A 13,430-nucleotide genomic window follows, 5' to 3' on the forward strand; every position below is an offset into this window, starting at 1 on the left:
TTTACTCAAAGGACTTTGTTAACGGTGGCAATTAGTTGATCTGGACTAAAGGGTTTTACTATCCAACCCGTTGCCCCTGCGTTCTTACCCTCTGCTTTTTTGTCAGAGCCAGATTCTGTAGTAAGCATTAAAATGGGCGTGAATTTAAAGGTAGGTAGCGTGCGCAATTCTTTTACAAGGCTAATGCCGTCCATTTTGGGCATATTTACATCGGATAAAACCAAATCAAAACTGCCGCCCGCCTTAGCCAGTGCTAACGCATCGGCACCGTCGGGCGCTTCGGTAACTTGGTGGCCAGCCCCCGCCAACGTAAACGACACCATTTGTCGCATAGATGCAGAGTCATCGACTATTAATATCTTCGCCATTAAGCTTCTCCTAATTCACAGTGTTATCTAATGCTAGCTCTGCAGCCAAGCCGAGAATATTGGCGCTGTCGATTAGTTCTGCCGACGGGTTACGCCACTGAACGGGTTTATGAAATTTCGTTGCAGTACGATAGAAACTAAGTAACAGTTGTAAACCCGCAGCATCTATTTTCACCACATCCGTTGCATCTAATACGATATTTTCGACATCATTATTTTCTAATAAGCCGTTTAACTGCTCGTATACCTGTTGGGCCTGAGCGATGGTAAAACGCTCTGGAACTTCGAACACCGTTAGTTGCGACACACGCACGCTCCTATAACTGAATCTATTTCAATTGACAATTTTAAGTGTAGACGTATATTTTATGGGCGCTAGAGAGGGTGTAGATTTTGTTAAAATGAATTGCGCAGAACAGAAGAAAGGGGGGGGGGACCGAGGAACGAACACCAACCAAACCGCTACCGTTACGCTAAGATGTGTACGGTTACGCAGATAAAGTCTAACCTATAAGAAATACGACTAATTGAGTTATAAGCCAATAGTATTGAGTAGAAGTTATTGCAAGTTCTTAATAGTTAAAAGAGCTCCACTAGGTTGTTGTCGACTTTTGCGCCAGAATCGCCTTCTGAACTCAGCGATGTGGCATCGGTTTCTACCGCAGCCAAAGCAGCCCCCAAAGATAATTCCAACTTATTTACATACTCATCCACCTTTAAACCTTCGTTAAAAATGCGATTCGTTTCGTAAACACTGTTGTTAGTTACCTCCTCTAAGAAAACTTCATCTTCTTCTGTAAGAGCCAATGCAGGAATACGATATTGAATTTTCTCTGCGGTATGCTCAACCGTGGTTGCAATATTTTTCATTACGTTCTGATAAGACGACTTGATAACATGCATAACATTTTGCACATCGCTCGATAACTTTCTTAAAGTTTCCTTTTCTTTTTCAAGCTCGTAGCGGTCTTCTATCGCTATCACTCTGGCATTTAACCCTTGTATAAGCGCAAAGGTATTGTCTTTTATGGTTCCGTATTTCTCTGCATCGTCGACTGGCATGTTTTTGATAAGCATGGAAACACGATCAAAATTGATAATGGTACGGCGGCCAAAATCTATATACCTGCCTTTATCTTTAAGTTCGGTAAGAAGCTGAGATTCCAAATCTTTCGCCATACCGGTTGGTTCCATATTTTTTATGCCCATAAGGCTTCGCATTTGCACACTACATTTAAGCCCATACCGCTCTAAGCTGTTAAAAAACTGTTGCCCCAATTCATCTAGGTTATCGCAGCTGTGCAAAGCCAATAGAAACTGCACATTTGCACCTAGGTCACTGTTATCTACTAATGCGGTGCGGGCCGTAGCCGTTGCTGCATCTAAACGGCTACTTAGCTGACGCATAGCAATTTGGTGAAATGTTGCTTTTCGACACCGCGCTACTGCTTCATCAAGCTCTACATCGCTTTCTATTAGGTCGTCGTAGCCCATATCGTACATAGCTAGCTTGTCGGCCATACTCGCAGGGTTAGCCAAAATAATTGCAGGCACACTTAATTCGTCTGGCGAGGGAAGTACGTCGCGTATTCTCTGAATAGACACATCCCCGCCGCCGAGCATATCAACCACTATCAAGCTGTAATCGCCCTGAGAGACAGCGAGCTGCAACGCATTGGCAGTAGAAATTGGCGTAGAATCAAAGGCTTGCGCAAGAGCCTCCCCCAAAGTAGAAAGATGCTCTGCAAACAGTATTATTTTGCTACCAGACAATAGCACTACCCCTTTATATAACCAAAACCAATTATGAACTCACATACAGATAAATTTGGCTTTATAAAACACATCTGTACATATTGCGTTTCGCCCGAATAGCTCTTCTTATTTATAAAGAAAGAACTACCGATGTAATTAACACTAGCTCATAGCTTTTGCTTTACCCAATCCGCCAAAGATTTAAGCGCCACTTTTTTTTATCCAAACGCGTAACTCACCGTTAAATATTAGTTTGACGTTGGCTGGCGAACCGATCGAGGTACAGCTAGTATTAAAACAAACGTCCATAATATGGGCTGATTATTTTTACTCTACTGCTTACACCTTCAAGAGACTAAACCATGGCATCTGCTTGGCCAATTCAGTTAATAATAGCGATTTCTGTTAGTGCATTATCTTTGGTTTGTAGCATCGCGCTTTGGACACCTATCGCGTTATTTACCTGTTTAGCAATAGCCGTAATTATTGATATAGCCTGTTTAGTATCGCTGTGCGCTCACTTTACAAACAACCGCCAGCAGGCCGAACATCAAGAAAATTCCCACGCGATTAACCACTTAAACTCTTTACAAAGAAAGGTGAGCGACGTAACCGATACCCCCTGTGAAGAGATAGTCGCCATAAGTAATAAAGTGCGTAACTTAGCAGAGGAAAGTAGCCTCGCCTTGCATAAAAGCTTTACTGTACTTATGGAAAATACACAGCGCGAACAAGAACTACTGGAATCGATTACCAAAGACTTAACCCGCAGAGAACACCAAGAAAAAGCGGATGGCACGCAAGACGTATCCCTCCACCAATTTGCAAAAGAAGTGGGCGATATACTTGACGTTTATGTCGGGCTGTTTGTTAACGTGAGTGACAAAAGCATACAAGCAGTGCACAAAATTCAAGACATGCTTAAAGAACTCGACGATATGTTCAAGCTAATTAGCGAAATTCGAGGCCTGGCAGAGCAAACCAATTTACTCGCTTTGAATGCTGCCATTGAAGCAGCGCGTGCTGGCGAGGCAGGCAGAGGCTTTGCAGTGGTAGCAGACGAAGTTCGCAAACTATCGCAAAGCTCTGGTGCGCTTAACGATGAGATACGGGTTAAAGCAGAGGCAACTAAATCTACCGTTGCCGATGTAGAAAAGGTGGTAGGCGAAATAGCAAGCTTGGATATGAATATCGCAATCAACGCCAAAGGCCACCTTGAAGGTATGCTTGCAGAGCTTGAAAGAGTTAACGATCGGGTTACCCACACCGCCCGCCAAGGCAGCGAAATAAGCGCGCTTATAAACAAAGAGGTGATGCGATCTATGACGGCATTGCAGGGCGCCGATAGAATTTCACAGTATTCGGATAACCTTTCAAACAACGTATTATCTTTGCGCAATCATCTACACAACGCATTCACACTTAATCAAGCTGTCACCAGTGTAGAGCAAGGCCTTGCAGAAATAATAAATAATATAGAAAAAACTTCGCTGCAAACCTCTATTGTAATCAGCGATGAAGATGACCAAGCAGGAGGAGAAATAGTGCTTTACTAGATTAATTCTTTTAATCTAATGCATACCTTACCCCCTACTTCTCGCACTAGCACTGTGCATTTCTAGCACAATATTGTCACCTCGATAGTTTTAATAGTGATTAGCAATAGATACTAAGCAAACACCAGTAAATAATTCTTAAAACGCCACTTTGGTATCACGCAACTCCTCTAGTATTTAAATGTTACAACCTGTTGTTTTACTTAAATACATTTACGCTGATACAACTAAGAGATGGTATATGCTTTTTCTGAAAAACCTCCCCCTTGTTAAAAAATTGGTTTTAGTCTTTTTATTGGTTGGCTTAATACCCATGGCGCTCACTGTTCTTCTGGCGATTAACTCATCCAAGCAAACAATAACCGATCTCGTATCAAATCAGCTAAGCGCGGTAAGGCAAAATAAAGAGGAGAGCATCCAACGCTACTTTCAACGCGTTAGAAAGCAAGCCAGCACATTGGCCGCCGACCCCATTGTGGTGGATGTTGCAACCAAACTGCCAATGGCCTTTAAAAGCTTTCGAGCAGATGCCAGCATAAATGAAGCGCTGCTCACTCAACAAAAAGCCGCTGTGGTGGACTATTACAACTCGCAGTTTGCTAAGCAATACCAGAAAGTTAACAATAGCCAAGTTAATTTAGCTGCCATGTACAACAGCCTTGACGACGATTCTTGGGCGCTACAATATGCTTACATAGCCAGCAACCCCAACCCACTAGGTAGCAAACATTTACTCATCAACCGCAATGACGGCACCCGCTACTCAGCGTTACACCATCAAGTGCACCCTCTGCTTAAGCATTACTTAGAAACATTCGGTTATTACGATATTTTTATCGCCGACCCCGTAAGTGGCGACATAATATATTCCGTTTTCAAGGAGCTAGACTTCACCACCTCAATGCTCGACGGCCCCTATCGAGAAACTAGCATAGGGGAAGCATTTAATAATTCACTGAATAAACAACCAGAAACAACTTACCTAGCAGATTTTAAAACCTACTTACCATCCTACGATTCGCCAGCCAGTTTTATCTCTACACCAATCTATAGTGATGGCCAATTAGTGGGCATACTCATTTTTCAAATGCCCATTGAAGATATTAATGACATTATGAGCTCGCGTACTGGAATGGGCCAAACAGGGGAAACCTATCTCGTTGGCTCAGACAAACTTATGCGCTCCGACTCTTTCTTAGACCCCGTTCACCACACAGTAGTTAACTCTTTTAAACACCCTCAACAAGGCAGTGTAAATACACGTTCGGTAACGCAAGCTTTGCAGGGAAAAAGCAAAACAGATTTTATTGTTGATTACAATGGCAACCCCGTAATCTCATCCTACAATGCTATCGATTTAAGTGAATTTAAATGGATAGCAATTGCCGAGCAAGATGTCGCAGAAGCGATGGCACCTCTAAATCGGCTCCAACGCAATATATTACTCGTGGGTTTATTTATAACGTGCGTTGTAGTTTTTGCGGGTTTTGCCATTAGCAAAGGTATTGCTCGCCCCATTAACGACATGGCTGCAGTTATTAAACGCGTGCAGCAAAGCGGCGATTTTAGCCTGCGCAGTAACTACCGCAGCAAAGATGAAACTGGCCAAATGGCGATAGCGTTCGACGGGTTGCTAAATACCTTGTCTACTATGTTTTCCGATACTAACCAAATACTTAAAAACGTTGCCAACGGAAACTTCGACGAAGCGATTAAGCAACGCTATAACGGCGACATGGGTATATTAAGCCTGCGCGTTAACAATACCATTCAGCAAATTAAGCAAGCCAACTTAGAGCAAAAAAAGCAACAAGCCCGCGCCGAACAAGCGTCCAAAAACGCAGAGCAAGCTGCGCACGATGCTCAAGCGGCAGCAGATCGAGCAAACAATATAAAACAAGCTTTGGATGTAACAAGCACATCGGTAATGATGGCTGATAAATCCAACACCATTGTGTACACCAATACAGCATTAGATCAAATGATGCTTGCTAGTGAGGCAGATATTCGTGCAGTGCTACCTAACTTTAATGCCGATACCTTAGTTGGCAAAAATATGGATACATTTCACCGCAACCCAGCCCATCAACAAAGTGTTATTAGCCAGTTAAAAAGTACTTACTCCACTCAAATTAAAGTGGGTACCCGCACTTTTAGCCTTATAGCCAACCCCATAACTAAAGATGGCGAGCGTGTAGGTACAGTGGTGGAATGGAAAGATAGAACAGAAGAGGTGACCGTAGAAAACGAGATTGCCCACTTAGTTAACGCGGCGTCGAACGGTGACTTTAGCACGAAGATAGCTTTGGATGGCAAACAGGGCTTTTTCTTGGTGCTGGCGCAAAACCTAAATGAAATGGTCACCACCACCCACAGTGCTTTACGCGATATAAGCGATGCAGTAGAAAACTTGGCTCACGGCGACTTAACTCGTCGCTTAGAAAGCGATCACAAAGGCATGTTTGCCCAGCTTCAAAATAATTTAAACAGTTCTATGGATAAATTGGTAACCATTATTGGCGAGATAACTGAGGGAGCAGTGTCTATTCGCAACGGGTCTAGCGAAATAGAGGCAGGTATTATTGATTTAAGCTCTCGCACCGAAGAGCAAGCCGCGTCGCTTGAAGAAACTGCAAGCAGCATGAATCAAATGACCTCGACTATTAAACACAGCGAACAAAATGCAGCCCTCGCAAATAACCTTTCTGCTGAAGCGCAGGCAAAAGCCAGCGAGGGCGGGCTAGTAGTGAAGAAAGCCGTGGAGGCAATGGAGTCGATTAGCAGTGCCAGTAGCCGCATATCCGATATTATTGGCGTTATCGATGAGATTGCTTTTCAAACAAACCTACTAGCTATTAACGCCGCCGTAGAAGCAGCACGTGCTGGTGAGCAGGGCCGTGGCTTTGCCGTAGTGGCAACCGAAGTTCGCCAGCTTGCGCAACGATCTTCTAATGCGGCCAAAGAAATAAAAACGCTTATTAACGATAGCGCCGCACGTGTGGAGCAAGGCTCTGCCCTAGTTAACCAATCTGGTGCGACCCTGCGAGATATTGTTGAGTCGGTAAATAAAGTAAATGAAACCATAATGGGTATTGCAAGCGCCGCGCGCGAGCAAAGTGAAGGTATTAATCAAGTTAATATTGCCATCAACCAAATGGATGAAATGACCCAACAAAATTCTGCACTCGTAGAACAAGCAAACGCTGCCAGCCAAAATATGGCCGCGCAATCGCGCACAATGGCAGAGGCTGTAACTTTCTTTAAACTATGATTTCAATCGCTAACATCTAATCGCTAATTACTATCTACAAAAAAATCAGCTACAAGATATTACCCACACAATATTAGGTGGTGGCGATCAGCAATTTGCTATTGGTGACCAATCTAACAGGGGTTGCCATTGCGCTCTGTCTGTACTACAGCGTGCCGCTGGCAAGTCGAATAGGGTTAGCCCTCGATCCATCGCGCGCACATAATTTTGCGAGTCGCGCAGCACGGTAATTAGGGGAATATCTAGCTTAGCTAAAAACGCTTCGAGCACTTTAAAGTACCGGGTGTTTTTTCTTACTCTATTGGCAACAATACCAATGTTAACACCTCGCTCCAATAAGCCCGAGCGGTATATACCCATCACAAAACGCAAACACGCTTTTATATCTGTTGGCGAGGCCAGTAACGGAATAATTACTATATCTTGCGGGTGGATAAGTGTATCCACATTGTCTAGCGTCCAAGCTGCAGGCATATCATGAATCGTCACCGAATAAGTCGCGTCAGCTAACACGGGTTCATTTGCCGACACTAAAACCTTAATAGGGGCACATGTTGCCGGGCGACCCGAGGCCCAGTCTAACGACGAGCGTTGCGCATCGTGATCAACAAGTTGAACCGACCTAGCCATATTTGCATAGAAGCCCGCCAACTGCACTGCAACAGTGGTTTTCCCGCACCCCCCTTTGGGGTTAGCAATAAATATTTGCCCCATGGCGTATTTCTGTCCTTATTGTTATTGCTCAACTATGAAAGAACGTGAATGTTTAAAATGCGGTGAAGAAAAACGCTATAGAGATTAGCCTCACTCACGCCTCGCTAAAGTGTAGCACCCTTAGCTGCTGTCCTCTAAGAAATCAACAGGAAAAGTAGCATAAGCGGCACATAAATAATGCACATTTGTTCTGCTCCCCTCCGCGATCGCAACTATACTCAAGTACAAGGTATTTTCACATTTCCACTTAGACCAAAACTACCCATGGCTCAAACGAACACATTACTATCGATTCCAATATCACAGCTTCGCGCGGGGATGTTCGTTGTAAAACTTGATATCCCATGGATAGACAGCCCGTTTTTGCGCCACAGTCGCCTTATTAAAGGTGAGGAAGACATAGATAAGCTAAAAGGCGCCAACGTAAAAACACTGGTTATAGATCTAAGCAAAGGCTGCGGCCCACAAGAACAGCCAACAGATAAAAAAAATCTGCAAGCAAAGCAACCAATAGAAACAGAAAGCCCTAGCTCACGACCAATCCAAGCAGAACAAGCACAACCGCCTAGCCTAAAAGAGGAACTTTCGGAAGCAAAACTATTGCGCAATCGAATTCGTGAAGTAATGAGTAATATTATGGATTGCCTTGAGCGAGAACTGCCTATTAAAACCGTTGAACTTACCCCAATAATTGACGACACACTGGCAAGCCTTGAGCGCAATAATCAAGCGCTTATGAACCTTGCTCATCTTAGCCGCAAAACACAAAAACTTGCCGATCACGCGTTTAGCACCTTTTGCCTCTGCTTAAACTTGGCGACTTATTTAAAGCTTGGTAAAGACGAGCAACATACATTAGGGTTAGCAGCACTAATGCACGAAGCAGGCTGGGTACAGCTCCCACAGCAGTTATTAGGCAAACGCACTGCCTACAGCGCTACAGAGCTAAAATTAATACATACCCATATTGCCAACGGTCGCAAGGTGTTAAAAAACGCAGATCTTCCTGAGCTAGTATTACGTTTAATAGACGAACATCACGAGCTTACCGATGGCAGCGGCTACCCCAACGGCCTTAACACACAGCAATTACACACCCTTTCGCTTTTACTCAGTGCGGTAGATCATTACGATGAGATGGTGCATCAACTTACCGATAAACCTGGCATGTTGCCCACCAACGCCCTGCGCAAACTTTACGTAGAAGCCGACGCGGGTAAATACGACAAACAAACCGTTACGGCTTTAATTGCGAGCCTAGGTATTTACCCCGTAACCAGTGCAGTACTATTAAATACGGGCGAGAAAGCGATTGTGCTAGAGGTATTTTCGGACGCGCACTTACAACCAGTACTGGAAATACACTACGATAGCAACGGTAAACCCTTGCCTAATGCAATAAAGATAAACCTGCGCGACCAGCGCTCCGATGCGCCAAATCGTGCAATTGTGAATGTTTTAGACCCTTCCAGCGCTATCGATGACCCCGCTCGACGTCTCCAGCCCGAGGACATATAAAGCATGGGCACCTACAATATCGATAACGACATTCCCTATTGGTTAGCCAGCTGGCCCGACGGCATTATCGCCTTAGATGCCGACCGTTGCATTTTGTTTGCCTCCGAGTTGGCACAATCAATTTTAGGCTGGCAGAAAACTGAACTAGAAGGCAAACACATTCACGATATTTTATGCATTCCCAATATTGCTACTACACACAACATACAAGCCTGCCCGCTCTGTCAAACCGACAATATAGACAGCGAAACACAATCTTCAAATTGGCTAACAGGTACCGGGGAGTATATTAGCGTCGACTACCGCGTTATACCTATAGAGAGCCCGCATCAAACCACAAGGCTAATTAGCTTTTCTGCCAATCATCATCGCATTCACAATCAGGCAGAAATGAAAAAACTAGCAGACTATGTAGATAACAACCCCGCCCCGCTGGTGGAGTTTGATCGAGACGGGCAGATGCTTTTTGGCAACCCTGCACTGCAAGAAGCACTGTTAGACTGGGGCTTTGATGCCGAGGGGCAAGCAAAAATATTCCCCAATAATTTATTTAGCCTATGCGAACAATGTTTAGATAGCGGCGCTTCGATAACCGGCGAAGAAGTTACCTTAGATAACACCTATCTTAGTTGGCATTTTCACCCTATTTTCTCTGAGGGGGTGACAACTGTTTTGGGCTATGCATTCGATATATCCAAACAAAAGAATGCCGAGCTAGAAGCGAAAGAAGCACGCGCGCAAGCACGGCGAGATTTTTACGCAAAAATGATGCACGAGCTGCGCACACCACTTAACGCCATTATTGGCTTTTCTGATGTGTTACTCTGGCGTTCAGCAGCAAAGCTAGACGAACGCGATAACACTGCCCTACGCAATATAAAAGTGGCAGGTATTCAATTAAATGAGATGATCACCGACACCTTAGATATTTCTAAAATTGAAGCAGGTAAGATGGTGGTTGAACCAGAAACGTTTGTGGCTAGCTTGTTACTTCAAGAAATGCAGGAGCAAATGCGCTATTTAGCAGAAGCAAAAGGTTTAACGTACCATTCGGTGTCAAATGCCGATATACCATTCCATTCAGACAAGAAAAAGATTCGACAAGTTTTGGCTAACCTAATTAGCAACGCAATCAAATACACCAAAAGTGGCGATGTACGGGTAAGCGTTATACAAACCACCAACAGCATTCAGACAACAGAGTCAGAATTAGTTATAACAGTTACAGATACAGGTATAGGCATACCAGAGGATCAAATTAACTCACTTTTTGAAGCCTACCAGCGCGTAAAAGAAAGCAAAAACAAGGATATTCAAGGCACAGGTATCGGCTTAGCATTAGTGTGGGAACTCATCCACCTACTAAACGGAGAAATTAAAGTAGAAAGTATTTACGGCCAAGGTAGCACCTTCACCGCCAAATTCCCCTACCTCCCCAAAACCAACTAACGCTTATATACAAAAAACCCAGCCAACCGGCTGGGCTTTTTGATTTTTCTGTAAACTAATCACTGTAAGCTGTGAGCTATCCCTTCACTGTCTGCTATCCTCTAATCAATGAAACAAAGTCCGCTGCCACAAACCCTGAGTAACAATTTTTTGGGCGTACACTCCACCATTTTTGGGGTCTTGCATAAGTCGTATGTACACACCCAACCCATTTACTGCCGCGCCTCGCGTCAAAAATGGCCCTACATCTTGCCCTTCTCGCGTGGTGAAATACCACTCGCCACCGACCGTAAAAAAACGATCTGAGCGATACCACGTTTTATTTTCTTCACCCGTTCTTACACACATGCTTTTAACCTCTTAAGCAAACCTCAGTGTCATGTTCAAAGTATAAACAACCCCTTAAGCAGCATTAGACAATTACGGTCTTATAAACAATAAAACACGTCATAATGTCACTAAAAACCACTTTGTTAGAATTAACCACGATCAACAAAATATTGCTTATAACTATTCAAAGTAATTAGAAGTTAAATTCATATAACTTATTGCAAATACAGATCTCTGGATGCCATGCCATGTGCACAAATAGCATCACCTTTTTTGTCTTATTAGAAATTGAAGCTATTATTTATCTATGAGCATAGGATTGATATATACAGCAGAAACACATAGCTAACAGCGAGTATCCACAATGGAGCTAAGCACTGCACAAAGCGGGGTATATACGCTTACCCTTGATGAGAAATTCGACTTCAACCATGTTGGAACATTTCGCACAACCTATGAAAAAATAGACCCGAAAGGCTTATCTAAAATAATCATCAACTTTCGAAACACACGCTACATGGACAGTTCAGCACTGGGTATGCTTTTAAATCTACACAACACATTAGGCGGCGGTAGCGTACGTATTGAGCTAAGTGGCGCCAACGAGAAAATAAGTAAGATATTAAAAATATCGCGCTTCGATACTAAATTCACCATCAACTAACAGATACGCAAAAAAATGAAGATACTAGTAGTTGATGACCACGCCTATAACCGTGACCTACTCCAATTTATTTTAGAGGACGAAGGGCATAGTTGCTGCGAAGCAGATTCTGGTGAAGCCGCCGTCAAAATGTTTTTAGAAAACGAAGACATTGATCTAATTTTAATGGATGTAAATATGCCACTTATGAACGGCATAGAAGCTACCGAAAAAATATCTGAGATTAAAGGCCCACGCGCTGTCACCATTATTTTTGTAACCGCTCTAGACGACAGCGACATACTTATTCAATGCTTAAACGCTGGCGGTGACGACTTTGTACCAAAGCCAGTAAATGAATCTATTCTTATTTCCAAAATTAACGCACATGCACGAAACATAGAAAACTATAAACAATTGCTCGACGCGCACAACACGCTTGATATGCACAACAAAAATATCCGGCGAGAACACGAGATTGTAGAGAATGTGTTTCGCAACTCCCTCACACGCTCAAATATAGAATGCGACAATGTGGTGAGCTACAGCTCGCCTATGTCTATGTTTAACGGCGATCTTACGCTTACCGCACCGTCTCCATCGGGTGGGCAATATTTTTTACTGGGGGATTTTACTGGCCACGGTTTATCGGCGGCGATTGGTTCTCTACCTGTAATGAATGTGTTTTTTGATAATGCGGCCAAACAAGTAAGTGTTTCGGCGCTTGCAGTAGAAATAAACAATCAACTCTATCGCATATTACCTATGGGCATGTTTTTTTGTGCTGCTATCGGTCACCTAGACAAAACTGGCACGCAACTGACGGTTTGGTCCGGCGGCATGAACGACGCTCTTCTTCTCTCATCAGACAACAAATCGATTACAGCCATTCCCGGCGCGCATATGCCTTTAGGTATATTGCGCCCAGAAGAATTTGACGACAGAGCACAATTGCACGAACTAGAAAAAAACGCAAAAATATTCTTCTACACAGATGGCGTTGACGAAGCTCAAAATAAAGACGGCGAACTCTTTGGGGATGACCGTGTTCGTGAAACTATTCTAGCGAGTAATGACAACTACATAACAAATATTATTTCAGCTGTTAAAGAGTTTACTGGCGATGAACACCAAGATGATGACATTTCCATCATAAAAATTGTATGCGCACCGTGCGTACATCGAAGTAAAAACACAGGTAATATTGTCGACGTAGCGGCAGATTTCCACTCCATTGACAGCTTCCCTTGGCAGCTACTCATTTCACTCGAAAGCATCGATTTACAGCGCTCCGACATTGTTAATCAAGTGGTCTCGTTTTTAGGTACTATTCAGGGGGTGGAATTACATCAAGATAAGTTATTCACCATTGTTAGCGAGCTATTCAACAACTCGCTTGAGCATGGAGTGCTTAATTTAGATTCATCCATTAAAAATACTGCGGAAGGGTTTGAAGAGTACTATCGCATGCGCGAAGAGCGCCTGCGCGAGATAAGCGACAAACAGATTCATATTGCTCTGCGCTATGTTCTGGGCACACCCAATAGAGTAGAGTTTGAAATTACCGATTCAGGTGAAGGGTTTGATTACGAGACAGTATTGATGCGGGGAGAAGATACAAATGCATTACACGGTAGAGGTATTGGCTTATTACAAACGTTGTGCTCGAAGCTAGAATACAGCGAAGGCGGTAGAAAAGTAACCGCCCATTACGACTTTATAGAGTAGCAATTCACTTTGAATTCTACACACCTGCATCGCACAATGCATTAAGTGCCAAGTCTGCACGTATTCTCGTTTAACCGCTGCATAATCGCGCGCATACC

At 43.6% G+C, this 13,430-nt stretch carries 11 protein-coding genes; 6 read left to right on the forward strand and 5 right to left on the reverse strand.

Annotated elements, in window-relative coordinates; all coding sequences use genetic code 11:
* Positions 1-5: 5 nt before the first annotated feature.
* From SDE_RS16285 to SDE_RS16295, 3 genes are all read right to left on the reverse strand, one after another.
* Positions 6-368 carry a response regulator gene (locus tag SDE_RS16285; protein ID WP_011469581.1) on the reverse strand — a complete coding sequence of 121 codons (363 nt, stop codon included), beginning with the start codon at positions 366-368 and terminating at the stop codon, positions 6-8.
* A gap of 10 nt (positions 369-378) precedes the next feature.
* Positions 379-675, reverse strand: coding sequence for an STAS domain-containing protein (locus SDE_RS16290; RefSeq protein WP_011469582.1), 297 nt, complete (start codon positions 673-675; stop codon positions 379-381).
* Positions 676-947: 272 nt separating this feature from the next.
* A complete protein-coding gene (locus tag SDE_RS16295) occupies positions 948-2,141 on the reverse strand; it encodes a response regulator transcription factor (RefSeq protein ID WP_011469583.1) in 1,194 nt (397 codons plus the stop codon).
* Positions 2,142-2,833: 692 nt separating this feature from the next.
* Between SDE_RS16295 and SDE_RS23135 the strand changes: the two genes are divergently transcribed.
* Positions 2,834-3,679: a methyl-accepting chemotaxis protein gene (locus tag SDE_RS23135; protein ID WP_264360097.1), complete on the forward strand. Its 846-nt coding sequence runs from the start codon at positions 2,834-2,836 to the stop codon at positions 3,677-3,679.
* Between the two features lie 241 nt (positions 3,680-3,920).
* Positions 3,921-6,950 carry a methyl-accepting chemotaxis protein gene (locus tag SDE_RS16305; RefSeq protein WP_049762672.1) on the forward strand — a complete coding sequence of 1,010 codons (3,030 nt, stop codon included), beginning with the start codon at positions 3,921-3,923 and terminating at the stop codon, positions 6,948-6,950.
* 87 nt (positions 6,951-7,037) lie between these two features.
* Here SDE_RS16305 and SDE_RS16310 read toward each other — a convergent pair whose 3' ends face one another.
* Entirely contained in the window at positions 7,038-7,664 is a 627-nt protein-coding gene (locus SDE_RS16310) for a ParA family protein (protein WP_011469586.1), read from the reverse strand.
* 264 nt (positions 7,665-7,928) lie between these two features.
* Between SDE_RS16310 and SDE_RS16315 the strand changes: the two genes are divergently transcribed.
* Positions 7,929-9,182, forward strand: a complete 1,254-nt coding sequence (locus SDE_RS16315) for an HD-GYP domain-containing protein (protein ID WP_041325904.1) — start codon at positions 7,929-7,931, stop codon at positions 9,180-9,182.
* 3 nt (positions 9,183-9,185) lie between these two features.
* Positions 9,186-10,631 carry a PAS domain-containing sensor histidine kinase gene (locus SDE_RS16320; protein WP_011469588.1) on the forward strand — a complete coding sequence of 482 codons (1,446 nt, stop codon included), beginning with the start codon at positions 9,186-9,188 and terminating at the stop codon, positions 10,629-10,631.
* Positions 10,632-10,736: 105 nt separating this feature from the next.
* Here SDE_RS16320 and SDE_RS16325 read toward each other — a convergent pair whose 3' ends face one another.
* Positions 10,737-10,979, reverse strand: coding sequence for a DUF6316 family protein (locus SDE_RS16325; protein ID WP_011469589.1), 243 nt, complete (start codon positions 10,977-10,979; stop codon positions 10,737-10,739).
* Positions 10,980-11,325: 346 nt separating this feature from the next.
* Here SDE_RS16325 and SDE_RS16330 point away from each other — a divergent pair, with 346 nt between their 5' ends.
* Together SDE_RS16330 and SDE_RS16335 are read left to right on the forward strand one after the other, a co-directional pair.
* On the forward strand, positions 11,326-11,625 hold the full coding sequence (locus SDE_RS16330) for an STAS domain-containing protein (protein ID WP_011469590.1): 300 nt from the start codon (positions 11,326-11,328) through the stop codon (positions 11,623-11,625).
* Between the two features lie 15 nt (positions 11,626-11,640).
* The gene (locus SDE_RS16335; protein ID WP_011469591.1) at positions 11,641-13,332 is read left to right on the forward strand and encodes a fused response regulator/phosphatase; all 1,692 of its coding nucleotides are present in this window, start codon (positions 11,641-11,643) and stop codon (positions 13,330-13,332) included.
* The last annotated feature ends 98 nt before the right edge of the window (positions 13,333-13,430 follow it).

This window comes from Saccharophagus degradans 2-40 (assembly GCF_000013665.1).
Taxonomy (GTDB): Bacteria; Pseudomonadota; Gammaproteobacteria; order Pseudomonadales; family Cellvibrionaceae; genus Saccharophagus; species Saccharophagus degradans.